Annotated in this window: 28 protein-coding genes; 4 read left to right on the forward strand and 24 right to left on the reverse strand. The window is 38.2% G+C overall.

The annotated features are described in order from the left end of the window. Positions 1-125: 125 nt before the first annotated feature. On the forward strand, positions 126-335 hold the full coding sequence (gene yppF, locus COD92_RS01625) for a YppF family protein (RefSeq protein ID WP_098530444.1): 210 nt from the start codon (positions 126-128) through the stop codon (positions 333-335). 113 nt (positions 336-448) lie between these two features. Here yppF and COD92_RS01630 read toward each other — a convergent pair whose 3' ends face one another. From COD92_RS01630 to COD92_RS01640, 3 genes are all read right to left on the reverse strand, one after another. Beyond that, the gene (locus COD92_RS01630; RefSeq protein WP_176541197.1) at positions 449-805 is read right to left on the reverse strand and encodes a YppE family protein; all 357 of its coding nucleotides are present in this window, start codon (positions 803-805) and stop codon (positions 449-451) included. Positions 806-895: 90 nt separating this feature from the next. Then, positions 896-1,168 (reverse strand): hypothetical protein, encoded by a 273-nt coding sequence (locus tag COD92_RS01635; RefSeq protein WP_098530442.1) that lies wholly within the window; start codon positions 1,166-1,168, stop codon positions 896-898. Between the two features lie 340 nt (positions 1,169-1,508). Continuing rightward, positions 1,509-2,486, reverse strand: coding sequence for a DUF2515 domain-containing protein (locus COD92_RS01640; protein ID WP_098530441.1), 978 nt, complete (start codon positions 2,484-2,486; stop codon positions 1,509-1,511). A 188-nt stretch (positions 2,487-2,674) separates the two neighbouring features. Here COD92_RS01640 and recU point away from each other — a divergent pair, with 188 nt between their 5' ends. Together recU and COD92_RS01650 are read left to right on the forward strand one after the other, a co-directional pair. After that, positions 2,675-3,277: a Holliday junction resolvase RecU gene (recU, locus tag COD92_RS01645; protein ID WP_098530440.1), complete on the forward strand. Its 603-nt coding sequence runs from the start codon at positions 2,675-2,677 to the stop codon at positions 3,275-3,277. Between the two features lie 41 nt (positions 3,278-3,318). Further along, entirely contained in the window at positions 3,319-6,009 is a 2,691-nt protein-coding gene (locus tag COD92_RS01650) for a transglycosylase domain-containing protein (protein ID WP_098530439.1), read from the forward strand. A gap of 24 nt (positions 6,010-6,033) precedes the next feature. Here COD92_RS01650 and COD92_RS01655 read toward each other — a convergent pair whose 3' ends face one another. The 17 genes from COD92_RS01655 to COD92_RS01735 all read right to left on the reverse strand — a co-directional run bounded on the left by COD92_RS01655 (position 6,034) and on the right by COD92_RS01735 (position 21,541). Next, positions 6,034-6,390: a YpoC family protein gene (locus COD92_RS01655; RefSeq protein ID WP_098530438.1), complete on the reverse strand. Its 357-nt coding sequence runs from the start codon at positions 6,388-6,390 to the stop codon at positions 6,034-6,036. Beyond that, positions 6,383-7,045, reverse strand: a complete 663-nt coding sequence (nth, locus tag COD92_RS01660; RefSeq protein ID WP_098530437.1) for an endonuclease III — start codon at positions 7,043-7,045, stop codon at positions 6,383-6,385. Before nth ends, COD92_RS01655 begins: the two co-directional genes overlap by 8 nt. Before the next feature lie 64 nt (positions 7,046-7,109). Further along, a complete protein-coding gene (locus COD92_RS01665) occupies positions 7,110-7,808 on the reverse strand; it encodes a DnaD domain-containing protein (RefSeq protein WP_098530436.1) in 699 nt (232 codons plus the stop codon). A gap of 131 nt (positions 7,809-7,939) precedes the next feature. Beyond that, entirely contained in the window at positions 7,940-9,127 is a 1,188-nt protein-coding gene (locus COD92_RS01670) for a pyridoxal phosphate-dependent aminotransferase (protein WP_098530508.1), read from the reverse strand. A gap of 31 nt (positions 9,128-9,158) precedes the next feature. After that, on the reverse strand, positions 9,159-9,632 hold the full coding sequence (locus COD92_RS01675) for a cell wall elongation regulator TseB-like domain-containing protein (protein WP_098530435.1): 474 nt from the start codon (positions 9,630-9,632) through the stop codon (positions 9,159-9,161). Positions 9,633-9,771: 139 nt separating this feature from the next. Continuing rightward, positions 9,772-10,617, reverse strand: coding sequence for a ComEC/Rec2 family competence protein (locus tag COD92_RS01680; protein ID WP_098530434.1), 846 nt, complete (start codon positions 10,615-10,617; stop codon positions 9,772-9,774). A 48-nt stretch (positions 10,618-10,665) separates the two neighbouring features. Next, a complete protein-coding gene (gene dinG, locus COD92_RS01685; RefSeq protein ID WP_098530433.1) occupies positions 10,666-13,464 on the reverse strand; it encodes an ATP-dependent DNA helicase DinG in 2,799 nt (932 codons plus the stop codon). 120 nt (positions 13,465-13,584) lie between these two features. Continuing rightward, positions 13,585-13,968: an aspartate 1-decarboxylase gene (gene panD / locus COD92_RS01690; protein WP_098530432.1), complete on the reverse strand. Its 384-nt coding sequence runs from the start codon at positions 13,966-13,968 to the stop codon at positions 13,585-13,587. A 27-nt stretch (positions 13,969-13,995) separates the two neighbouring features. Beyond that, positions 13,996-14,844, reverse strand: a complete 849-nt coding sequence (gene panC / locus COD92_RS01695) for a pantoate--beta-alanine ligase (RefSeq protein ID WP_098530431.1) — start codon at positions 14,842-14,844, stop codon at positions 13,996-13,998. Then, complete coding sequence (gene panB, locus COD92_RS01700; RefSeq protein ID WP_098530430.1) at positions 14,841-15,677, reverse strand: 3-methyl-2-oxobutanoate hydroxymethyltransferase; 837 nt, start codon at positions 15,675-15,677, stop codon at positions 14,841-14,843. The genes panC and panB overlap by 4 nt, the downstream gene beginning before the upstream one ends. A 279-nt stretch (positions 15,678-15,956) precedes the next feature. Continuing rightward, complete coding sequence (locus COD92_RS01705; RefSeq protein ID WP_098530429.1) at positions 15,957-16,934, reverse strand: biotin--[acetyl-CoA-carboxylase] ligase; 978 nt, start codon at positions 16,932-16,934, stop codon at positions 15,957-15,959. Beyond that, a complete protein-coding gene (locus COD92_RS01710; RefSeq protein WP_098530428.1) occupies positions 16,919-18,118 on the reverse strand; it encodes a CCA tRNA nucleotidyltransferase in 1,200 nt (399 codons plus the stop codon). Before COD92_RS01710 ends, COD92_RS01705 begins: the two co-directional genes overlap by 16 nt. A gap of 10 nt (positions 18,119-18,128) precedes the next feature. After that, positions 18,129-19,256 carry an N-acetyl-alpha-D-glucosaminyl L-malate synthase BshA gene (bshA, locus tag COD92_RS01715; protein ID WP_098530427.1) on the reverse strand — a complete coding sequence of 376 codons (1,128 nt, stop codon included), beginning with the start codon at positions 19,254-19,256 and terminating at the stop codon, positions 18,129-18,131. Then, the gene (gene bshB1 / locus COD92_RS01720) at positions 19,244-19,969 is read right to left on the reverse strand and encodes a bacillithiol biosynthesis deacetylase BshB1 (protein WP_098530507.1); all 726 of its coding nucleotides are present in this window, start codon (positions 19,967-19,969) and stop codon (positions 19,244-19,246) included. The genes bshA and bshB1 overlap by 13 nt, the downstream gene beginning before the upstream one ends. Continuing rightward, a complete protein-coding gene (gene mgsA / locus COD92_RS01725) occupies positions 19,956-20,378 on the reverse strand; it encodes a methylglyoxal synthase (protein ID WP_098530426.1) in 423 nt (140 codons plus the stop codon). Before mgsA ends, bshB1 begins: the two co-directional genes overlap by 14 nt. A gap of 10 nt (positions 20,379-20,388) precedes the next feature. Then, positions 20,389-21,192 carry a 4-hydroxy-tetrahydrodipicolinate reductase gene (gene dapB / locus COD92_RS01730; protein ID WP_098530425.1) on the reverse strand — a complete coding sequence of 268 codons (804 nt, stop codon included), beginning with the start codon at positions 21,190-21,192 and terminating at the stop codon, positions 20,389-20,391. 4 nt (positions 21,193-21,196) lie between these two features. After that, positions 21,197-21,541, reverse strand: coding sequence for a nucleotide pyrophosphohydrolase (locus COD92_RS01735; RefSeq protein ID WP_098530424.1), 345 nt, complete (start codon positions 21,539-21,541; stop codon positions 21,197-21,199). Positions 21,542-21,736: 195 nt separating this feature from the next. On the opposite strand from COD92_RS01735, the gene COD92_RS01740 reads away from it, so the two are divergent. Then, positions 21,737-22,609 (forward strand): YitT family protein, encoded by an 873-nt coding sequence (locus COD92_RS01740; RefSeq protein ID WP_098530423.1) that lies wholly within the window; start codon positions 21,737-21,739, stop codon positions 22,607-22,609. A 31-nt stretch (positions 22,610-22,640) separates the two neighbouring features. Here the strand turns inward: COD92_RS01740 and COD92_RS01745 are convergent, their stop codons facing one another. The 4 genes from COD92_RS01745 to COD92_RS01760 form a co-directional block, all read right to left on the reverse strand. Further along, positions 22,641-23,318: a zinc metallopeptidase gene (locus COD92_RS01745; protein WP_098530422.1), complete on the reverse strand. Its 678-nt coding sequence runs from the start codon at positions 23,316-23,318 to the stop codon at positions 22,641-22,643. Positions 23,319-23,375: 57 nt separating this feature from the next. Next, complete coding sequence (gene ypjB, locus COD92_RS01750; protein WP_098530421.1) at positions 23,376-24,170, reverse strand: sporulation protein YpjB; 795 nt, start codon at positions 24,168-24,170, stop codon at positions 23,376-23,378. A 62-nt stretch (positions 24,171-24,232) separates the two neighbouring features. Beyond that, positions 24,233-24,829 carry a lipoprotein heptaprenylglyceryl N-acetyltransferase LhaT gene (lhaT, locus tag COD92_RS01755; protein WP_098530420.1) on the reverse strand — a complete coding sequence of 199 codons (597 nt, stop codon included), beginning with the start codon at positions 24,827-24,829 and terminating at the stop codon, positions 24,233-24,235. A 76-nt stretch (positions 24,830-24,905) separates the two neighbouring features. Then, positions 24,906-25,682, reverse strand: a complete 777-nt coding sequence (locus COD92_RS01760) for a menaquinol-cytochrome c reductase cytochrome b/c subunit (RefSeq protein WP_098530419.1) — start codon at positions 25,680-25,682, stop codon at positions 24,906-24,908. Positions 25,683-25,691 lie beyond the last annotated feature (9 nt).

Consider the following 25,691-nt stretch of genomic DNA (forward strand, 5'->3'; position numbering starts at 1 on the left):
ATTCTTCTAGTCTGTTTGTCAATGTCATAATCACAGGAATTTTGTCTAAAGTTTAAATATTTTAAAAACTAGGAATCCTATGTTTTCATGATACGATAATTAAAAGGGTGAAGGAGGAGCTATATATGGACATTCACGAATTAAAAAGCAAATTTATTCAAAGTCGGGATTACAACACAGATGACGTTAATGCCTTATTGGATTTTGCAAAGAGAGCGTATATTCATAATGAAATTAATATTAAAGAATATCGCATTCTTGTCCGCGAGCTTGAAAATCAAGGTGCGGTTATACCTGAAGCTATACATGAAGACTCCCTCATCGAACATTCATAGAATAATCAGCTGCAGCTCAAATCTGCGCCGTTTATCTGCCGTAAATCAGCAGCTGGCAGATAATAATTTAAATCCTTTGATCATAAAAGAGATGCAAAAAATTGCATCTCTTTCTATTTTTTAACCTCTTTTTCTACTTCCGAGAGAATAAATTCAATTGCCCGATGTGTATTTAAAAATCTTGATTTACTTGTCTCTGGGAAAAAAGACTGCACAGAAAGCTGATCAATATGGGCAGATGTTGTATCAATTTGCTTCAAATGGAGATACTGCGTCTTTGCTGTGGAAAGCCATATCTTCATAGCCTTATTCCATTTATCATTCATTTCCTTTACCTCATCCGCAAATGGTTTTATCACACTATGAAAATCGTGAGTTACTCCTGTCTCTCTCCCTTCACGATAGTTCTTTAAGAATAATTCATTATAATGTAAAAGTTTTTCCGTTAAATCAAGAATTTCTTCTGACATGTTTCCCATTGTCCCCTTTTTAATGTACAAAATAAAAAAGTAGCAAGTGTAGTAATGCTACTTTTAACCATATTATTATTTTAGCGCTAATTAAAAACCTAATTCAAGCTTTAAGGATTTAGGAACGGCACCAAGGTTGGAGTCAAGGAATTCTTCGTGAGACAGGTTCACTTGTGCTGATTTTACCCCGATATCTGAAAGGCGATGGAGTGTTACCGATAATTTTTCTTGTTCTTCACTATTCATATGAAGGCGGTGGTCGGAAAAAGAGGCTTCTAAAACAGACTCCAATTCTTCTAATTGATCATATATTTCAGTTAGCATTGTAAGCATTTTTTCTTTTTCGGACATTGGTATTGTCATTTACAAATCCCTCCTCACGAATATCTATTACGTATTATTCTCCTTCCCTTTCCAGCCTCCTTCCAGCTTGACAAAACTAGAAGCAATTCGGCAAAGAAAGTGTTAATACAGCATAAAGGATATTCTTTTTCGACATAATCATAAGTTCGCATGAAAAATCGCTGAAGCGCACATGCTAGTAAATGGAGGTGTTTTTAATGGCGAAAAAGAATAACCCAACAAGCAAACAATCAAAAGCTGTCACTGAACAAAAAACAGGCTATGGGGATAAAAAGCTTGAAGGACCAAATCGTCCTGCTGAATAAGAACCCTAAAAAAGCAAGGAGGAATCCTTGCTTTTTCATTTCCACTTTTTTAACTTCAGCGACTTTTGAAGGGAAAGAAGTAAATGAAGCTGATTTGATTTATTAAAATACCAGTCTGTAAGATGAATGGGATGATGATGGCGGGCTGGAGAATACAACCATGCTGGGGAAATGATTCGCTGTTTGCTCCAATCCTGATATTTATGTTGATGATGCGCAATTACTGGAAAAGTTGTTCTTAGCAGTGGCGTTTTCCGACCAGTCTTTATCTTAAAATATTGTTCATAATCGTGTCTTGAACCAGTATGTGGGGTCTTTTCAGCAAACTCAAAAAAATAAGGAAACAGCCGGGGATGAAAAAGGATACTCGCCAGTCTCTTCCCTAAATTAATTCGCTTGGATAGAGATCTAAAACCATTTACACTAGCCCCATAAACCTCTCCTCCACAAGTAGGAAAAAGAACACAGCTGAAGTGTAGCCAATCTTGAAAAGAAAAGAGTAAGGAGTGAAAGACCTTATTTCTATATATAGGGTGTTCTATCACAGGGGATTGAATCACATTTTGTTCATTTATAATTAAAGCTGTTGTTAATCTTTTCTTATCGGTTTCCTTCCAGTAACGATCCCACTCTTTTTGTATAAATGCTGAGACATTGAAATAGGGAAGCAAGTGAAACATTGGCCGATTGAATTTCGTCGAATATTTGTAGAGCAAAAGCTGGGGATAGACGTCATGAAAGATAAGCCAATTAGCACGCTCATAAGTCAAAAAAAGCTGTTTTCTCATTTTCGGCTCTAAAATTTCCGGGAAAATGTCACCTTCGAGGTCACACATATTCCAGCCGCCGTTCCGGGAAACCATACTTGCAAGAAAAGACCAAGTAATATCAGGATGCTTCTTAAAATATGAAAAATAGGCATCCGTTCTCGAAATATTATCAACATTTCTCTTTTTTGTTTCACTTACAATTTGACGGATGATTGATTGTTCCTGTATTGTAAGATGATTCATATTCATCTTCCCTTATTTTTTGATAGAGTTTTAATTTACGTGTAAATCTTTTGCGAAAATGGAATCATGCCTATGTTAAGCATTCACTATACAATTATTATTAGAGTGTGTAAGCAAAATTATTTTATACACCCCAAAAAAACGCTAATATTTGGTATGATAAGGATTAGCTTGAGAGGTGCAAAACGATGAATCTTAACTATCCCAATGGAAAAAAGTATAAGCCAAAGGAACTTCCGATCGATGCTTCCTTGAAAAAAAGAAAAAATGGATCTTATAGTAATCGGGGAATGACACTTGAGGAAGATTTAAATGAAACCAATCAATATTACCGGGAAAGAAAAATTGCAGTAATACATAAAAAGCCTACTCCGGTTCAAATTGTTCAGGTGGATTATCCAAATAGAAGTGCTGCCGTAATAAAAGAGGCATACTTTAAACTAGCATCGACAACTGATTATAATGGGGTATATAAAGGTAGATATATTGATTTTGAAGCAAAAGAAACACAAAATCCCACCTCCTTTCCATTAAAGAATTTCCATCAACACCAAATCGAACATATGGAAGAAGTAATGGATCAAGGCGCTATTTGTTTTGTTATTCTCCGTTTTACAAAATTTGAACAGGTTTATCTGCTTGAAGCTCAGCACTTATTAAATTTTTGGAATCGAATGATGAATGGAGGAAGAAAATCCATTACGAAAGAAGAAATTGAACAAAAGGGGTACCACATACCGCTTGGATTTCAACCAAGAATTGACTATATTAAAATAATAGAGCAACTATAGAAAACTTCATTTTTATAGAGGGTAGAAAGGAAGGAAATCATATGTCTGAACAATACCAATCAAGAGAGGAGCGCAGGAAGCAACTCCAATCCAAAGGTAAGAAAAAAAAGCAGAAAAAACCCCGCGGACTTTTTAAGAAAATTTTTCTAAGTCTTGTTGTCCTCGGAATTATTGGAATACTTACTGGAGTTGGGACTTTCGCCTATTTAGTGAAAGATGCTCCCAAACTTGATCCGAAATTATTAAAAGATCCTATTCCTTCAAAGATTTTTGATAAAAATGATAAATTGATAACTGAAGTAGGCGCCGTAAATAGGGAATACGTAAACTATAAAGACATACCTGCAGTTGTCGAAGACGCTGTTTTAGCGACGGAGGATTATCGTTTCTATAAGCACCATGGGATCGATCCGATTCGTCTCGGTGGCGCCATTTTAGCCAATTTCCAACGTGGTTTTGGTGCTGAAGGCGGCAGTACAATCACACAACAAGTTGTGAAAAATACCTTTTTAACTCAAGAAAAGACTTTAAAACGAAAAGTTCAAGAAGCTTGGCTTGCTTATGAGCTAGAACAGCAATACACAAAACATCAGATTTTTGAAATGTATGTGAATAAAGTATATGTTTCAGAAAATAGTCACGGGCTTGCAACTGCAGCAAAAATCTATTATGGGAAAGATTTAAAGGACCTTACATTAGCAGAAGCCGCGCAAATTGCCGGAATGCCACAGAGTCCTAATAACTATAATCCGTTTGATTATCCTGATAAAGCAGAAGAAAGACGTAATATCGTTTTATCATTAATGTATCAACATGGATATATTTCAAAGCAGCAAATGGAAGAAGCTGAAAAGGTTTCTGTAGCAAAAGATGTGCTGCCAATTGACAAACGTCAGGTTAAAGATAATAAAACTTATGACTCATTTGTGGATGCCGTCATTAATGAAGTCGACGATACAACTGATTTTGATATCTATACGGATGGACTAACAATCTATACATCACTAGACAGAGATGCTCAATTACACGTTAATGAAATCCTAAATGATAAGGATTCTAACATAATCCCTTACCCGGATGATAAATTTCAAGCCGGTATCGTCCTCCTTGATACAAAGACCTCAGAAATTCGAGCAATTGGAGGAGGAAGAAACCAACAGGTACAACGCGGCTTTAATTATGCCACCGATACGAGACGACAGCCTGGTTCTACGATCAAGCCGGTTCTTGATTACGGCCCTGCAATTGAATATTTAAATTGGGGCACCTATGAAATGATTAACGATAAGCCCATTACGTATTCTTCTGGTAAGAAATTTGGTAACTGGGATCAAAAATATAAGGGACCAATGTCCATAAGAACAGCCCTCCAATTATCGCGTAATAGTCCTGCTGTTCAAGCATTACAACAGGTTGGGTTAGATAAAGCGAAGGACTTTGCTGTTAATCTTGGGATTCCTTTAAAAGAAATCTACGAATCATATGCGATTGGCGGATTTGAAACAGGAGTATCACCACTTCAAATGGCCGGAGCATATGCTGCATTTGGCAATAATGGCTTCTATACCAAACCACATGCGGTCAGAAAAATAAAACTGCGTGACGGAACTATGATTGATACTTCACCTAAACCAAAAGTTGTCATGAAGGACTCTACTGCGTTTATGGTTACGGATATGTTAAAGAGTGTACTTGTATATCCTGGTACAGGGACAAGGGCCAAAGTACCTGGACTTCCAATTGCCGGTAAAACAGGAACAACCAATTATACAGATCAAGAAATGCAAGAATGGAATATAGATAGCAGTTCTGTCCCGGATGCATGGTTTACCGGTTATACAACAAATTATACTGCATCCATTTGGACAGGATATGAGAGCCGGAAAACCCCAATTACAGCGGAAGGAAGCAATCAACGAATTGCTCAGCTGCTTTTTAAGAATTTAATGGCTTATGTATCTAAGGACATTGATACCCCTGATTTTACAATCCCAAATAGTGTTCAAAAGGTCAGGGTTGAGAAAGGCAGTATGCCGGCTGTATTAGCTAGTCAGTATACCCCTAGCAGTCAGGTCTCAATTGAATACGCAGTCAAGGGGCATGCACCTAAAAAGGTTTCTGAAAAATATTACAAACTTTCAGCTCCGTCAAATCTAGCGGCAAAATATGATAATACAAGCGGAAATGTCGAAGTAACATGGAATTATAGCGCAAATAAAGATGTTCAGTTTGATATTACGATAGATGGTACCACTGCAAATCATTCTGTTCAGGCCGGAAATAGCTTTACCTTTAAGGCTAATCCGGGAGAAAAATATACTATCTCCGTCTTTGCCCTTAGTGGAAATAATAAAAGTGATGCAGTTCATACTTCAATTGATATTCCACAAGCCGAAGAACAAACTGACCAAGGCACTGGAACTGGAACTGGTACTGATACTGGCACAGGGACCGGTACTGGTACTGGCACAGGGACTGACACTGGTACTGGGACTGGAACTGGGACTGGTACTGGGACTGGAACTGGGACTGGTACTGGGACTGACACTGGAACTGGGACTGACACTGGTACTGGGACTGACACTGGTACTGATAACGGTAATGGGGACGGCAATAACACTGGAAACAACAACGGTGGTCAACAAGGAAATACTACTCCACCAGTTACAACCCCAGTAACCCCGCCAAGCAGTCAAAACACTGGAAATCAAGGGGAAACGAAAAATCAATAAGGACAAATAAAAAAATCGTCTGGGTTATAGCCTAGACGATTTTCTTATGATGTTACTCTTTACAAATTGCTTTTCCTGCTCAATCATTAATTCAGAAAGCTGTCGATACGAATGGTATAATTCAGGTCTTGAATTTATAAAATCTATTCTCTCTTCCAGATTAACCGGCTTAAATAAAAACTGATCATATCTGTTTCGATTAATAGGAGGGAATGTTTCATGATTGGTAAGATATAAAAATTGAAGATATAGGTTAATTCCCTTTTCCATCCATTTTTTTGTATTTTTTTGATCACGAGCACGAAATAATGGTGCAAGTTGTTTTTGGATGCCTTCCCATTCTGCTAGAATCGCAGCTACTGCTTCTCCACGATTATTCATTTACTACAGCCTTCCCCTTCATTCTCTTCTTACCTTCCCGACAAAGTTCTAGTAATGGACAGCTTGGACATTGTGGATTTTGAGCTTTGCAATGATAACGTCCAAAAAAGATTAATCGATGATGTGTTAGCGACCACTCATCCTTTGGGACCTTCTTCATTAACGTTTTCTCCACCTCGAGCACAGAATCCTTCCAACGGCAAATTCCAAGGCGTTTACTTACCCTTTCCACGTGTGTATCTACCGCAATGGCCGGAATATTAAAGGCTACTGAAACGACCACATTGGCGGTTTTCCTGCCCACTCCAGGAAACTTTGTCAACTCATCTCGATCCATAGGAAGAACACCGTTATATTCGTCCAATAAAATTCGGCATAAACTCTGAATATTTTTTGCTTTATTTCGATACAGGCCAATGGAACGGATATCGTTTTGAAGTTCTTCGAGTGAAACCTTCAGGTAATCTTCCGGGGATTTATATTTTTCAAATAAACCCTTGGTTACTTTATTAACAAGGGCGTCTGTACATTGTGCCGATAATGAAACAGCAATAACAAGTTCAAAAGGATTTGAGTGGTTCAATTCACAATGTGCTTCTGGGAACATTTTACCCATTTCATCTAAGCAATAACGAATTTGAGTATTATTTAGCATAGAAATCACCTACTTATAAAATGAAAGAAAACGAGAGAAGTTTCCCTCGTTTATTTACAATTATTTATTGCTCTAACCAGTTATAAAAAGGAACTGATGGCTGATGGTCATCGTTCTTTGTATGTGTCTTTTCCGTTTGTTTTTGCCGAAACTTACGTCCATGATTTTTAGCTTGTTCAATTGTTTTAATCCCATTTTTCTTCCACTCAAAAAGGATCCGATCAATATAACGAAAGTTTAATTTTCCTGACATGACAGCCTCACGAAGCGCAGCTTTTATGATGATTGGATCATGGTGATCATCGTCCATCCACATCCCGAGCGATTCACATTCAAATGGTGAAAGCGGACGGCCAAATTCCTTTTCGAAACAAGTATAGACATCTGTTTCTTCTGTTTTCTGTTCAAGTTGTCTCGTTACTTGACTATTTATTAAAAACTGATCAACTAGTCTTTCCCATAAGGGCTTTACGGAATACTTTTCAAACCGGATGCCTTCATTACTATATTGATCCATTATCTCAATAAATCCTCGTTGGATCAGCCTTCTAAGCATGTCATGACAATCAGCAATTGATACTGTCATTCTGGCTGAAAGTTCTTCTGGAGTAGGAAATTCGTTTCCTTTTTCGATAAAAGTAATAATATTTAATAAAAGAACAAGTTCCGTCTCATTTAAGTTCAGATTTCGATATTCTGAAAATAACATTGTAGGAATCGTAATATTCCCTTCCTGTAACCATGCTACTATATTTGATTTCATCTTTCTACACCTCTAGATTAGTATAACATGAACCACCAATTCGAGTAAGAGTATTAGAAATCCATCTTTGGAAAGGAAAAACAAAAAGCCTGCATCATGCAGACTTTTAAGTATTAGGAAAACGACTAAGGTTAGCTCTTAACCTTCGCTGTAACGAATTGATCAATTCGTTCCACAGCCTTTTCTAATTGTTCAAGTGATGTTGCGTAAGATAGACGAATATTATCTGGAGTTCCAAAACCTGAACCTGGAATAACAGCTACCTTAGCTTCTACAAGCAATGCTTCCACGAAGTCATCAACGTTTCTAAATCCAGTCATCTCCGCAGCACCCTTGACATTTGGATAAAGGTAAAAAGCACCCTGCGGTTTCACACAGGTAAATCCAGGGATTGCAACTAATTTATTGTAGATAATTTCTAATCTTTTCTCAAACGCTTGTCTCATTTCTTCAACTGGTTCCTGTGAACCATTGTAAGCCGCAATCGCAGCGTATTGGGCAGTTGTGGTTGGATTGGAGGTACTATGGCTGGCAAGATTCGTCATGGCCTCAACGATTTGTTTATTACCTGCAGCATAACCAATTCTCCAGCCTGTCATAGAATGTGATTTGGATACACCATTAATAACAATTGTTTGCTCCTTCAATTCTGGAGAAAGCTCCGCAATGGAGACATGTTTGGCACCAGAGTAGACAAGCTTCTCATATATTTCATCTGATACAATTAAAATATCTTCTGCCAAACAAATCTTTCCTAACTCTAGAAGTTCTTGGTCAGTATATAAAACTCCTGTCGGATTGCTTGGTGAATTAATGATTACAGCTTTTGTTTTATCCGTTATTGCTTCTTTTAATTGTTGAGGAGTAATTTTGAAATTATTTTGTTCCAGCCCTTCAACATAAACAGGTACACCACCTGCCAGCTTTACTTGTTCAGGATAGCTGACCCAATAAGGTGTTGGAATAATTACTTCATCACCATCGTTTAAGATAACCTGGAACAATGTATAAAGGACGTGTTTTGCTCCATTGCCTACAATAACCTCATTTGGTTTATAGCTTAATCCTTGATCTGCCTCAAACTTATTGATGATAGCCTTTTTTAAGGCAGGAAGGCCCGCTGAAGGAGTGTACTTTGTATGCCCCTCGTTCATCGATTTTGCAGCCGCATCTAAAATGTGCTGGGGCGTATTAAAGTCAGGTTCCCCTGCCCCTAATCCAATGACATCTTCTCCTTTTTCTTTCAATTCCTTTGCTTTTGCTGTAATAGCTAACGTAGTAGATGGCGTAAGTGCCATTACTCGATTTGCAAGTTTGATTGCCATATCTCTTTCCTCCAGTCTCCACAAGCTATAGATTTTCAATTTTTTTTAGCCATTCACCGGTTTCAAAGTGAACATAGTAATAATTTATTAAATTATTTTCAGAACGGTAGTAGATTTCCCATAATGGAATATTTTTTTCCATACCCAGCCGTACTGAAATAATTTTCTTAGGTTGTTTTTCCTGCAATAATTTTTGAATTGCTTCTTCTCTTGTGATGCCATCCTTCGCCTTTTTAATGTAAACCTTTTTACTCTTCTCAGGAATCCAAACAATCACTTTACTGCCTTTTTTATTTTTCCCTTCAATCACATTAACGGTCTCAATACCATTATAAATATGAAAGTCATCCACTTCACTCAATTGCACTTTATCCTTGGCAAGTGAAACAGCTCTTTTTTCGGCTGCTTTAACGGGCTGAACAGATGAAAAATAGACTTTTACCAGCACTCCGGCTATGACAAGTACTACAATAATGGGGATTAGAATCCACTTTTTCATTTTCTTTTTCACTTCTTTATGTACGATATATAGTTGGTTCTAATGTTCAACAATCTATTTAATTATTATAACAGGATAAATCAAGATGTGTTATCAATCTTCATTAAATTAGAAAATTTTTTTCATTTTTGCGAAAAAGCTATTCCGCTTCCTTTAGGGGAATGGTAATAATCTCATAATTTGATTCCGTAAATTTAATGGTGACTGTCCCATGTTTTTTTGTAAAATACACTTCAGACCATATACCTTGCAGGTCACGCAGCAAATCCTGATCCAGTTGATCTTCCTCTGCTCCGAACAGAATTGATATTTGTGGATTTAGAGTTTGAATCAACTGGTCAGATAAGGAGTCTTTTGTAAGAGTGTAAGGTATTTTAAAAACATGAATATCTACCAAGTTCTTAGCTAATAATTCTTGTTCCGCCCGTTGACTGAAGGAAGTCATTAAAAAGAGGTTATGCTTAAAAAAGCGCAGCATCAAATCCATGCCTTCATTTTTTTGATTTCCAAGGAATTGAACATATGCAAACATTTCAGGCAGGATTTCTTTCTTTGTCCCTTCATTCCAAACCGTAATGGGTATTTGATTGGACTGTTCTCTGGTTAATAACGCAGAAACTTCGGGCGTGGTGACAATTTCTTTAATATTATATTTTTTCCATAACTTACCGACTTTCTCAATCGAAATCTTTTCATCATTATTCGTTAGAATTAAGGTAGAGAGTTCCTTTACATTATAAAGAGAAAGCCATCCTTCTAACTCAGTTAATTCTCCTTGCCCTCCGATATTAATTAAAATATTTTCTCCATTTGGACCCTGTACAAGCGTCGCTTCACCAGTAGTCAGGCCTAAAAAGGTGACTGCTGCTTGATGCTCTGCTAATTTTACATCAATTTTTTCAACCTCTGTAGGCAAAGTCGTTTCTGCTCTTACCGCCACGCTGCTTGGAATCAATAAAGCCAAAATCATAAGCAATATTCTCATACACATTCCTCCCAGATAGTTATAGGATGTGTCTTTTTCCAAATTTTATCATAACCATTTTTGGATAAACCCCGCTAATTCCTCCATTTTTCCCTTTTGGACTGGAACGGGAGGTATTGATTGCAAAAAGGCCTTTCCGTACTGCGTGGTAACGATTCTTCTATCAAATACAATGATTACCCCTCGGTCCGTTTCGGTCCTAATTAGCCGGCCAAAGCCTTGTTTAAAACGGAGTATGGCTTCTGGTAGTGAATAATCAGAAAAAGCATTCCTTCCCTGCTGGACAATCAACTGACACTTTGCCTCTGTCAAAGGTTCATCAGGAGGGCTAAATGGCAGCCTGACAATGACAAGGCAAGATAAGTCTTCTCCTGGAATATCGACTCCTTCCCAAAAGCTGCTGGTTCCTAACAAGATGGCCTTTTCATAGCGCTGAAAATTTCTTGTTAGTCTTGAACGACTTCCACTTGAAATACCTTGAGCAATTAATACATATTCATTAAGAAAACCACTTTCCTTTATTAGTTCGTACGTTTTTTTTAGCATGTCATAAGCAGTAAAAAGAATTAGCAGCCTTCCTTTTGTTGCCTCAGCTATAGTAATGATATGTTCTGTAATAGCGATTACGTATTCTTCCAGTGATACAGAATTGATTTCTGGTAAATCATCAGGGATAAGAAGTTGAACCTGATCTTTATACACAAATGGTGAGGGAATACTCACTTGAACTGTAGAGTTTGCCTCAAGGCCAATTTCTCTCATGATATAATCAAAAGAACGATTCACCGTTAGGGTTGCTGAAGTTAGGATTACCGCTTTCTTGGTTTCGAAGAACTTCTCCTTCAACTGCATCGCAACAGTAGCTGGCTGAGCCAAAAATGTTGTCACATTTTGCGGTGAACGGGTATCCATTTCAATCCACTTTACTTCTTTTGAATCCTTGATAAAACAGCTAATCAATATGTTTCGCAATTCATCAAGCTCCGCAGCAAATCCAGAGACATCCTCCACTTTATTAAGCTCAGGGATTGATAATGAATCTTTCTGGGTTTTTAACCAATTAATTCGGCTGTCAATAGCATTGAGTATATCCTTAATCAAAAAGGACATTCTCTCGGCACTGTGGACAAGCGCTTTTCTTTCTCTGCAAGAGTCGGTTGTAGTAAACCGAACTTTTATCCGATTTATCCCTTTTTTATTAGCTGCCTTTGTTTTTGCATATAGGGCCATTAATTTAAAAAATTCATCCATCTCGTAATGTAGATCTAAAACAAGCTGATTTAATTCAAAGGAAGTAAAAAACTTTTTTCCTGATGAAGGAAGTCGTGAGGTCAGCTGTTCCATTTCATAAAAGAGTTGTTTTTGCTCATAAGTTCCAAATTGACTAATTAGCAATCGGGTAGACAAATAGTCCAATGAATAGCCAAAGAACCTACTCGCAACTTTCTCCAAATGATGACCTTCATCAATCACTACATAATCAGATGCAGGTAAAATGGAACCCGCACCTTTAATATCGCTTAATAATAATGAATGGTTTGTAATAATGATATCAGCCGAGTTTGCATTCCTTATTGCTTTTTGATAAAAATCCCTTTCTTGCCAGCCCTTATCCTCAAATAATATCGACGGTTCTTCCTTTATTTTGTTCCAATATAATTGGCCTCCACTCGATAGATTCAATTCATCCCTATCACCAGTTTCCGTCTCCGTTAACCAAACTAGGATTTGCATTTTCGTTAAGGTAGTATCATAATTATCGTTTTCATCCATTAACGTCTGGTGAAATTTTTCTAAATTTAAATACTGATGTCTCCCTTTTAACAGAACGGCATCTATCTTAAATGGAAGAATGTTTTTCAAAAAGGGAATCTCTTTATTTAAAAGTTGTTCCTGCAGTTGAATAGTATGGGTACTGACAATGATGGGCCGTTTGTTTTGCTTGGCAAAATACGCTAACGGCAAAAGATAACCAAGCGACTTACCTACACCAGTTCCGGCCTCAATCAGTGTATGCCTTGAAAGTTGCAGGGATTGATAGACGGTATCCATCATTTTAAATTGCCCCACTCGCTTTATAAAAGACTTAAAGCCGTGACGGATGATTTCAACCTTTTCTTCTTCACTTTCAGGATATTTACACTCTTCTTTATTTAAGATATCGGTTTCCTTTTCAGTATGATTCTTCTTGAACGCAATATCGTTTACAATTTCTATAGAATCTAAAATGTTTGAAGCTGCAAATGTATCCATCATGTCTTCGAGAAACAACTGCAGGTCACTCTTTAATCCCCCAGATAACTGAGTTAACTGTCTAAGAGTAACCGTCGGCAATAAAGATAGACGTTTCAATAGGATTAAAAAAAGTTCCGCTGTCACCAAGGCATCACTATCTGCCTGATGCGGCCTGTCATGGGTAAGTTTCTCTTTCTCTGCCAAATCTGAAAGCTTATAGCTGTCAGCTGTTGGATAGAGAATTCTTGCCATCTCCACGGTGTCTAAGACAGACCCATAAAACCCTTCTGATCCTGCTTGGATTAATTCTTCTTGAAGAAAGGATAAGTCAAATAATACGTTATGAGCAACAAAATAGGCCCCTTCTAACAAAGATTGAACCTTTTCGGATATTTCGGTAAATAATGGTGAATCCTTGACCATTTCATCATTAATTCCAGTCAGTTCTTCTATAAAGACTGGAATTGGTTTTTGTGGATTGATCAGCGAGGAGAACTGTTCTGTGATGTTTCCGTTTTCTATTACCACAGCCGCAAATTGAATAATTTTATCACCCTTTTTTGGTGTATTACCCGTAGTCTCTAAATCAATCACAACAAATTTATTTAACATTTGTTACACCCCAAACCTTCGTTCATTAAACGGCAACATAACTTTTCCATAATGATTTAAATTCTACCACTGTCTAAAGGATTTTTAAAATAATAAAAAAATCCCCAAAAAATGGGGACCTTACATAATGGTATGTGCTGGTTCTGCATGTAGAAGATCTTTAATCCGATTGTTCTCATCCATTATAGCTACTTTTGGTATATGAGTTTCAACTTTTTCATCAGGTACCAATGCATAAGAAATAATGATCACCGTATCACCCACTTGAACAAGGCGAGCAGCCGCACCATTTAAACAAATTACTCCGCTGCCTCTTTTACCTGGAATAATATATGTTTCTAACCTAGCACCATTATTATTGTTCACGATTTGTACCTTCTCATTGGCTGCCATTCCAACAGCATCAATAATATCTTCATCTATCGTAATACTTCCAACATAGTTTAAATTAGCTTCAGTTACAGTAGCACGATGGATTTTGCCATTCATCATAGTACGAAACAAGTTTATTCCTCCTCTAATGAAACTCTACTAATCTATTTGAATAATAATATTGTCGATTAACCTTACCTTCGAAAATTTCACAGCAACAGCAATTATAAAGGAACCTTCTATTTTTTCCAACGGTTTTAATTGTGGATAGGAAAGTATTTCGACATAATCAATTTTCCCAATAGACTCATTTGTAACCAATTCCTTGATTCTATTAGTTACAACGGCCGGATTTTTTTCACCATTGTCAATTGCATTCTTTGCTTCTTGCAGGCTTCTATATATTACGGGAGCCTGTTGTCTTTCTTCCGGTAATAAGTTAACATTTCGTGAACTCTTTGCTAACCCGTCCTCTTCACGAACGATTTCAACCGGTATTAACTGAACTGGAAAATTAAAATCGGAAATTAATCCCTCAATCACTGCAACTTGCTGGGCATCTTTCTTACCAAAATAAGCCCGTGTAGGCATTATGATATGAAATAACTTGGTAATGACTGTAGCAACACCGTCAAAATGACCAGGCCGTGATTTCCCGCATAACACATCAGTTCGTTCCTGAACTACCACTCTAACCGATGGCACTTGTGGATACATTTCTTCTACTGACGGATAAAAGAGATAGTCTACCTTTTCTCCTTCAGCTAGGGCGCGGTCTCGTTCAAAATCACGGGGATAAGTGGAAAAATCCTCTTTCGGACCAAATTGTAATGGATTGACAAATATACTCAACACAACGATATCATTTTCTTTTCTTGCCTTAGAAATAAGTGTTAAATGCCCCTCATGGAGAAAGCCCATAGTAGGGACAAAGCCGATGGATTGTCCCAACCCTTTATGGTTAACTATTTCATCCTGCATCTCTTTAATGGTAGTTATGACCTTCATTTTTTACCTCCATAAAGAACTTTCAGTTCCTCTTCCTTCATGGTGAAAGAATGTTTATCTTCAGGGAATTGATTATTTTTCACTTCGGACGTATAGGCTTGAATCGATTCAATCATAAACGGATTTACGGAATGGTATTGCTTCACGAATTTAGGCACCCTTTCGACACCATAGCCTAAAATATCGTGATAAACTAAAACCTGTCCATCTACATGCATCCCTGCTCCAATACCAATCACAGGGATTGAAATCGATTTAGCTACTTCCTCAGCCAGCTGTTTAGGCACACATTCAAGGACAATAGCAAATGCACCGGCTTCCTCAACCTTCTTTGCATCATTTAACAACTTTTGGGCCGCATGTGCATCTTTTCCCTGCACCTTATAACCGCCTAATACGCCAACAGATTGCGGTGTTAAACCTAGATGTCCACAAACAGGAATACCAGCTTGTGTCAAAGCAAAAATCTTTTCTAACACGCCATCTGCTCCTTCGAGTTTCACGGCATGGGCCCCAGCATCTTGCATCAGCCTGCCTGCATTAATGAGGGTATCTCTAACGGAGAGGTGATAGGCTAGAAATGGCAGATCTGTCACGATAAAGGTATCTTTTGCTCCTCGTTTTACTGCTTTTGTATGGTGTATCATATCTTCCATCGTTACAGGGATGGTTGAGTCATATCCTAGAACAACCATTCCAAGTGAATCTCCAACCAGAATCATGTCAACTCCGCCCTGTTCCGCTTGTTTTCCAGATGGGTAATCATAAGCGGTAAGCATGACAATTTTTTCATTGTTTTCTTTCATTTTTAAGAAGTCAGTGGTATGCTTCATCATTATTCCCTCCTTTAATAATGGGAGAGGTGATAAAACGCCAATAGAGAGCAAATAAAAAAGATCCTTCTTAAGGCAGAGGATCTCATCATTACTCATGTGCATGTTCATCCCTCTGTCCCGGTCCGTTATACGGATCTAGGCAGAAACCTTTTTAAATTGTAGTATTAATTCCTAAAAGGTGCAGTTCTAAGGAGATACTGCCCAAAGAAATTATAGCATGTTAACAGAAAAGCGCAAGAACTCTTTGGTTCTTGCGCTGACAAAAGTATCTAATTTTTATATCTCAATGTCCGCTGAATAAATATGGTGAATAAACCCTGTCTTATCCTCCAATTTTAAAACACCATCATCGGTTATTCCAAGTGCTTTTCCTTCAATGACATTGGTTAGAGTTCTTGCCTTGAGGTTTTTCCCGATGCTAACGGCATATCCCTCCCATAAAAGTTTGATGGGGAAAAATCCTTGCTCTAAATAAAGCAAATATAATTTTTCAAAATGCTTGAAAACACTCTTTATTAATTCAGCACGAGAAATGGGAGCGCCGTTTTCAATCGAAAGGGAGCTAGCGGTGTCATGAAGCTCGGACGGGAAATCTTCTCTTTTTTGGTTGACATTAATCCCTGTACCAATAATGACAGAATGAATCCGATCTGCCTCTGCCTGAAGCTCCGTTAAAATACCTGTTATTTTTTTACCATTCAGTAAAATATCATTCGGCCACTTGATTACAGGCTGTAAATTTGTGACTTCTTCAATTGCCTGTACGATGGCCACTGCAGTTAATAGAGTCAACTGTGGGGCTTTTGTTAAGGGAATATTCGGTCTTAGAATTATACTCATCCAAATACCACTATACTTTGGTGAATGCCAGCTTCGGTTCAATCTTCCTTTACCTGACCGCTGTTCTTCGGCGATCACAACGGTCCCTTCTGGCACACCTTCATTTGAAAGGTGGTGAGCAATTTTTTGAGTAGACTCTACACTTTCTTCATAATGAATATTCTTTCCGATAAAGTTAGTTATTAGGCCAAGTCTAATTTCATCGGCTGTTATTCGCTCCGGTGTTTTAACAATCCGATATCCCTTATTTCTAACGGCTTCCAATGTGAAGCCTTCTTTTCTTAAGTCCTCCATATGCTTCCAAACTGCCGTTCTTGAGCAGCCAATTAGTTCTGCTAAATACTGCCCTGAGAGAAAGGATTCGCCAGCATCCGTGAAGGCATCGAGCAGTTTCTTCCTTATTTCTGACTGCACCTGATCAGCCACTCCTTAATCTTTTCTTTGTCGTTTTGAATGTCCCCCGCTAATATGGCACACTCAATTTTTAAAAGTGTATCTTTTAACCATGGTCCTCCTTCAGATTGGAACCATTCGATAATATCACTGCCCGTTACATCCATATTATTGCGCTGTTTGATTGGCAGCTCATCATAAATCTTTAGCCAATATGATAAAGAATCCTCCTCGGTATGACCATTTAGAACACCATAAAGCTTTTCTGTAGAGCTAACGGCGTTTCTCCCCGCTGAATATAAGTCATAGGTTAACCATTCCCGCTCCATCCTTTTTTCTAAATAAATCAAGATTTGTTGAATCTCTTTGATCTCTTTAACAGGAAGCTTCCATTCTCGTAAAAAGACCTCAACTGCTTTATCTTTTATCAAAAAAGTGAATAGCAGTAATGACCACATTTCTAGTTTATTTAACCCTTTAAACGGAAAGCAGATTACTTTTTCCAGTTGACTTTTATGGTTTTTTAAGCCTGGCAGATACGCATATAATTGAGTTTCAAGTAGTATCCTAATGGCATTGTTACCATTTTCCCCAACCAACATCTTTTCAAACTCTGCTCTAATTCGTTCTACCGCTATGTTTTTTAATAATGGAACTAGCTTAGTTAATGCTTTAAGGGTTTCTTCTTCAATTGCAAAAGATAACTGACTGACAAATCGTACAGCTCTCATAATCCTTAAGGCATCTTCCTGGAAACGCTCTTTAGCTGATCCTACAGTCTGGATTACCTTATTCTGAATAGCAGCTTGCCCATTAAAAGGGTCAATAAGCTGTCCATTTCGATCCATTGCGATCGCATTCATGGTAAAATCCCTGCGCTTCAGATCATCATCAAGTATTCGTATAAAAGAGACCTCTTTAGGTCTACGATAATCTTGATATTCTCCCTCTGTCCTAAAGGTGGTAACCTCGTAAGATCTGTTCTGATAAAGGACCAGCACGGTTCCATGTTCGATCCCAATATCGACTGTTCGTGAAAATATTTCTTTCACTTCATTCGGTGTGGCCGATGTAGCAATATCTACATCACTGATTGGCCTGTTTAAAAGATAATCTCTTACAGAGCCGCCTACAAAATAGGCTTGAAATCCAGAAGCCTCAAGCTTATTAATAATAGGAATGGCTGATATAAAGGGCTCGTTCATCTCATTCACCTTAATTCAATAGCTTCCAGTATAACTGCTCATATTGTTCAACGATCCTGTCTGCCCTAAATTTTGTTTTAACTGTATCCAATGCATTTAAAGACATTTTTTGATGAAGGTCCAAATCGCTAAGAAGTGAAATAGCTTTTCGTGAAATATCCGCGAGATCACCAACCTCACAAATATACCCAGAAACACCCTGTTGGATAACTTCCGGAATACCTCCAACATTTGTACCGATACAAGGGACACCGCATGCCATAGCCTCTAGGGCAACAAGACCAAAGCTCTCTTTTTCAGATAATAGCAGCATTAAATCACTAATAGAATATAGTTCCTCAAGATTCTCTTGTTTTCCTAGGAAGATAACTTTTTCTTCCAGAGAGAGTTGTCTTACCAGTTTACACACTATTGTCATTTCAGGACCATCACCTACCAACAGTAATTTAGCCGGCATGACGGCAGAAATTTTAGCAAAAGTTTTTATGACGTCATTAACTCTTTTTACAGGGCGAAAATTAGAAACATGAATTATTACCTTTTCATCAACTTTAATTTGTAATTGCTCTTTTAAAGATGTATCTGCAGTTTTATGGTAAATCCTTTCATCAATAAAATTGTATACCGTTTCGATCTGCTTATCAGGATTGATTAGCTCATAAGTTTGATTCACCAAAGCAAACGAAACTGCGGTAACAATATCTGATTTTTCAATCCCGAATTTAATCGCATCTGTTAAGGATGGGTCGTACCCTAAAACGGTTATATCCGTACCATGTAAAGTTGTGACAATCTTTATATCCCGAGTTGACATTTGTTTTGCCAAAATCGCACAAACGGCATGAGGAATTGCGTAATGAACATGAAGGATATCTAAATTCTCACGATTAGCAACTTCCGCCATTTTACTGGCTAATGCTATATCATAAGGCGGGTATTGAAAAACCGAATATTGATTAACTTCGACTTGATGGTAATGGATATTATGATACATCTTATTTAAACGAAAAGGGAGACTTGAAGAGATGAAGTGAATTTCATGCCCCTTTTCAGCCAGCATTTTTCCTAATTCCGTTGCTACCACTCCCGACCCGCCAACAGTCGGATAGCAGGTAATTCCAATTTTTAGTTTCCGCATGGTTCTTCTCCTAGTAAATCGTGTTTCAAAACAAGCGGAACCTTTGTCTTAAACCCCTCAGCATAAGACACTCCAACAAGTTTTCCAAACATTCTTTCTCTTGACTCGACCGTTTCGATATAATCATTCACAAGCGGTGTTTGAACACTTTCGGCAGTAAATTCAAACTGACTTCTATAGGCCCTTAAGGAGGTCAGCTTTTTATCAATCACTGGTGTAATATCAACGGTAAAGTCAGGTTTATGAAATCCATTAATCATATAAAAATACAGCTTTTGCACGCGATGTGGTTCGTTGCAATCTGTGGTACGATATTTTTTTATTCCGGCAGAAAATACCGCTTCCTCCACAATCCGGGCACAGTTTCCATGGTCAGGATGCCGGTCTTCCCAATAGGGTGCAAACACAATTTGCGGCTTGTATCTTCGAATCATCTCCGCAACCTTTTGAATATACTCTTCTTTTAAGAATAACCCTCTATCTGGAAAACCTAGCGAAGCTCGGACAGATACACCTAAAATATCTGCTGCGCTACTAGCTTCCTCTTTTCTTAACACTACATTCCCATTGGAAGAGAGATCAGCATCAGTTAAATCACAAATACCAATTCGTTTTCCTTCTTCCACAAATTTCGCAATGGTACCAGCCATGCCGATTTCAACATCATCCGCATGCGCACCAAATGCTAGGATATGTAATTTATTTAGCTCCATTAACATCACCATTCTCTTTAGCTACATTTCTCCATTCCAATAATCCCATTTCTAACCCTCTTATGAGCAGTTCAGCAGTACCCATATTAGTAGCCAAAGGAATAGAATAGACATCACAAAGTCTAACTAAAGCCGTTACATCTGGTTCATGAGGCTGAGCGGTTAATGGATCCCGGAAAAAGAAAATGGCATCCATTTGATTTTTGGCAATCATCGCACCAATTTCTTGGTCTCCGCCTAATGGTCCTGATTTAAAACGGGTTACATCTAATCCTGTAGCCTCATTAACCCTAGAGCCTGTCGTTCCAGTGGCAAATAAGGTATGTTTGGCAAAAATACCTCTATAGGCTGTTACAAATTGAACTAAATCATTTTTCTTTTGGTCATGTGCTATTAATGCTATATTCATATCCTTGCCCCTAATCTAATATATTTTCAAGTCCATAAACAAAAGTATTATTTTTCATAACTGTTTCAACTGCAACCTTTACACCTGACATAAAGGATCCACGGTTATAGGAATCGTGACGAATTGTTAAAGTCTGCCCGTCAGAACCAAATAAAACCTGTTGATGGGCAATCAGTCCCGGTAAACGAACAGAGTGAATATGCATTCCATCGTAGTCGCCGCCTCTTGCTCCTGTAATGGTTTCCTTTTCATTTGGATGCCCCTGTTTTTTTCCTTCCCTTACAGCTGATATCATTTCGGCTGTTTTTACAGCGGTACCTGATGGTGCATCAAGCTTTTGGTCATGATGCATTTCAATGATCTCAACATCAGCAAAGTATTTAGCGGCCATTTGGGAGAATTTCATCATAAGTACTGCACCCACTGCAAAATTTGGTGCAATGATACAGCCAAGTTCTTTCTCTAAGCACAGCCCCTCTAGCTCGTCCAAATCCTGTTTGGTAAATCCAGTTGTCCCGACAACAGGCCGAACATGATGTTCAAGAGCTGTTTTTGCGTGGTACATGCCTACTTCTGGTGTCGTTAAGTCAATTAAAACATCCGCTTCGATATTTTGCAGGCATTTTTCAATGTCAGAATAAACTGGAACACTTGGAATCGATTGAAATCCTTCAACATCACTCAGCATCATTCCATCATTCTTGTGATCGACAGCAGCAACTAATTCAAAGTGTTCTGTATTAGTGACTAACTTTACCGCTTCACTACCCATACGACCGCGCGGGCCTGCAATTACAATTTTAATCGTATTCATTTCCTCACTCCACACTTTCTTGATCAATTCTTGTCCATCGGTTTTTATCTCTTGTATTAAATTTATTCATTACATAATCATGAGCCTCTTCCAAATCTATGTTTAAAGAATTAGCAAAACAAATCATTACAAAAAGGAGATCCCCAAGTTCTTCTTCAATTGCTTTCTCAGTCTCCGTCGACTTTTTCGGTTTTTCTCCATAAAAATGGTTTACTTCTCTTGCCAGTTCACCAAGCTCCTCCGTTAGTCTTGCAAGCATGGCGAGTGGGCTAAAATATCCTTCTTTAAACTGGCTTATGTATGTATCTACTTCCGCTTGAAGGTCCTTCATTGTTTTCCCGTTAGTCATTTCTCCACCTCATTTTCATAAACGGGTTATTTGCTCTTATTAATATACCTTTTAATGTTAGCTAAATTACGCTTGATTTACAAATGTTTTCGCTTTATCCAAGCGGTTTTCCTCCTTCTCATTGCTCTTAATATCCTAATTGGTTATAATTAGAACCGCCATCATAGAGAAATAAAGGAAGAGGTGACAATTATTATGATTTTGGGACTAAAAATAAAAAATATTCTTTTTATCCTCATAGGTTCTGCAATTATGTCATTTGGTCTTGTTAATTTTAATATGCAGAATAAACTAGCGGAGGGTGGATTCACAGGGATCACACTTCTTTTCTATTTCCTGTTTAAATGGGATCCCTCTTATACGAACTTAATCCTTAATATTCCTTTGTTTTTTATAGGTTGGAAGCTATTGGGCCGGAATGCTTTTTTATACACCATCATAGGAACGGTCGGGGTTTCGATTTCTTTATGGATATTTCAACGCTATACGATCGAAATGCCTCTAGAACACGATCTAACATTAGCTGCATTGTTTGCTGGAGCTTTTACAGGGATTGGGTTAGGGGTTATCTTCCGATTTGGTGGTACAACTGGCGGCGTTGATATTATTGCTAGGCTCGTCCAAAAATATGCTGGCTGGAACATGGGAAAAACAATGTTTCTATTTGACGCGTGCGTTATTGCCATATCCTGGTTTACATATTTAAATTATAAACAAGCAATGTACACGTTAGTAGCTGTTTTTGTCGGTGCGAGAGTGATTGATATTATTCAAGAAGGAGCCTACTCAGCGAGGGGCGCTATGATCATATCGGATCAAAACGAGCAAATAGCGGCGAAAATAATGGCCGAAATGGACCGCGGCGTAACTGCACTTAAAGCGTATGGCTCATATACAAAAAATGAGCGTGAGGTGCTATATTGTGTAGTAGCTAAAAATGAAATTATCCGGCTAAAGAATTTGATTACTTCAGTAGACCCACATGCCTTTGTCTCTATCTCCGTGGTCCATGATGTCCATGGTGAAGGTTTTACCCTTGATGAAAATAAAATGCCGATTGGCGATTAAAAAAATGTCCCCACTTTTGTGAGGACATTTTTTAATCGTCATTTCTATTCATTCCTGTAAAAATCAAAACAAGTCTTAGTAATTCTAAAACTGCTACCGCCGCTGCGGCTACATAAGTAAGGGCTGCTGCGTTTAATACCTTCCTAGCTTCTCTTTGTTCACGATTACCAATTAATCCAAGAGAAACGACCTGATTCATGGCCCTGTTTGAGGCATTAAACTCAACTGGCAGGGTAACCAGTTGAAAGAGAACTGCTGCCGCCATGAAGATAATCCCTAGCAAAAGTAACCCGCTTAAATGAGCAAAGATACCAATCATAATCAGAATCCATGATGCATTTGAACCTAGATTCGCAACCGGTACTAATGCGTGACGGAACCTGAGGAAAGCATACCCTTGACCATCCTGAATGGCATGTCCACATTCATGGGCAGCAACTGCAGCTGCTGCAATGGAGTTTCCATGATAATTTTCTGGTGAGAGACGGACGGTTTTGTTTCTAGGATCATAATGGTCACTTAAAAAACCTCGCCCCTCCTCAACCGATACATTAAAAAGGCCATTTGCATTGAGGATTTCCCTAGCAATATCAGCCCCTCTTCGATAGGTTGATGTTGGTACACGTGAATATTTGGCAAAAGTATTTTTTACTCTCATTTGCGCCCACAAAGGAATTAAAACAATAATTGCAAAGTAAATAAGATACATAATGACCTCCAAATCAGCCCGTGATGTTATTAGCATATGTTTAGCCGATTAGACGCGTCAATCCTTTAGGTCTCTGGATCGATTCTTTTTGGGTTCTTTATCTCCCTGGTACTTTCTCCAGCCTACATAGGATAATGTCATAATAATAATACTACCAGTTGAAATAATTACCCACCATAATGATGGATCTGCTTCATCCTCTTCCATATTGGCGAAAAGATTTTTTAGATCAGTGTCAAGTGCCTCAAGTTCTTGCTGGCTTTTTGCGTCACTAACTACTTGTGATCGATATTCGTTAATAAAATCAATACGTGCATCTAATCTTTGAATATTTTCCACAGGTACATCTATTTTCATACTCGGATAAATGACATTATATAAGGATAAAAAGGTGTTAAAATTTGTATGAAAATGGGCCGCATCACCCATTACGGCTGCTTCTTTTGCCTGGTGAAAGGCAGTCATTATTTGATCTTCCATTTCTGTCCATAAAGGCTGATGACTCGTTGCTAATGCATCAATAACTAGACGGAACTTCGTTAGTTTATTTAGTCGTTCTTCATATTTCATGTTGGGACTAACTGCAGCTTCCATTGCCTCATCATGGGAGGTATTTACAATTCTAACCTCATCCATTGATAGTGGTTCTTCTGTCCCTTTAATTCTCGTAAACTGGTCAGAAAAATAATCAAGCATTTTTTGGGCATCTTCATATCTTTGAAACTTCACCATTTGGAGAGCTTCATCAGAGATATCATCGAGCTTCTCCATTGGCGATTGCTGTTCGGCATAAACAGTTATGGGAGTGAGCATCATGATCATTGCTAAAAAGTATAACCATTTGAATTTCAAACCTTGTCCCCCCTTTCATTACTAATAAAATGTATGTAAGGCTGGACAAGGTTAGACCATCTTCAACTATTAATTTTTAGTTTAAAGCGACCAGGCCTAATGGCTAAATAATAGGCAAGGCCAATCGAAATACAAGAAAGCCAAAATGTAAAATAACCAATTTGCGGTATATATTTATCTAGCATTTGATAACTTGGCAGCATGAAGAAAACATAATCAATCACATCATTGTGAAGTGTCCAAATAGCAGTCACAATTAAGTGCCACCCCTTAATGCGATAGAATGGTGCATATAAAATCCCTTGGACGGCCATTGCAAAGTGAGAGAAAATTAGCATGTACCCGACCCAGTCTAGTTCTCCCTGCACTATGAAAACAAGAATGTTCATAACTACTGCCCATATCCCGTATTTAAATAAAGTCACGATCGCTAGTGCTTCAATTAACGGCCAATTTCTTTTAAGCAAAAATGCCAGCAGGACAAAGACAAAAAATAAGCTCGCTGTTGGACTATCAGGTACAAAGGCAAGAAAAACCGGCGGCGTTTCTTTTAATTGCCATCCGTACCAGTAATATCCGTAAATAGTCCCCGCAATATTTACTAGAAGTAATAGCTGCAGCACAGATCGATTTGACAGGAGAGGGTAAATCCACCTCACGCATACTCCCCCTTTTCATTTGAGTCTTCATCAAGAAAAAAGCTGACGATTCCCCGTCAGCTTTTAATTCATTCAATTATTTTTTACCAAGGCCAGAGATATATTCAGATAGCGTTTTAAGTTCAGCGTCTGAACCCTTAAAAACACCTGCTGGCATCTTTCCGCCTTTACCCTGTTTAGCAATCTTAGCCACTTCTTCTGCAGATAAGCCTGTACCAATTAGAGTTGGAGCACCAGCACCACCTTGGAAGCTATCACCATGACAGGTAATACACGTATTTGCACTAGCAATTTTATATCCTTCACTTGTCTTGTCTATTTCAACTTTTGCGACAATTTTACCTTGTCGTTCTGCAGCTGCCCAGTCATGGGTTGCAACAGACTGCCATGTTAAGAACACAGTAGCTGCGAGAGCTAACAACATAAATCCAGTTGCGACTGGTCGCTTTCTTGGACGGCGTTCAGGACCCACATCAAGGAACGGTGCTAATAATAACCCTCCAAATGCTAATCCAGGCATAATCATTGCACCAATAACCGTATATGGACCAGATGCAAATGAATATTTTAATAATTGATACAAGAACAAGAAATACCAGTCTGGTAATGGAATATATCCCGTATCCGTTGGATCCGCTATCCTTTCAAGCGGAGCCGGATGGGCTACTGTTAAACATAAATAACCAACAAGGAATACTGCTCCAACCATCCATTCTTTCAATAGAAAGTTAGGCCAGAACGCTTCTGTTTTACCAGGATATTCAGAGTAATCTTTCGGAAGTTTTGGCGTACGCATTTCTGGTGCTGGAACACGTGAGTCACCAACAAACTTCATACCTTTACCGCGATGCATTGAGCAATC

The organism is Bacillus sp. AFS037270 (assembly GCF_002585305.1).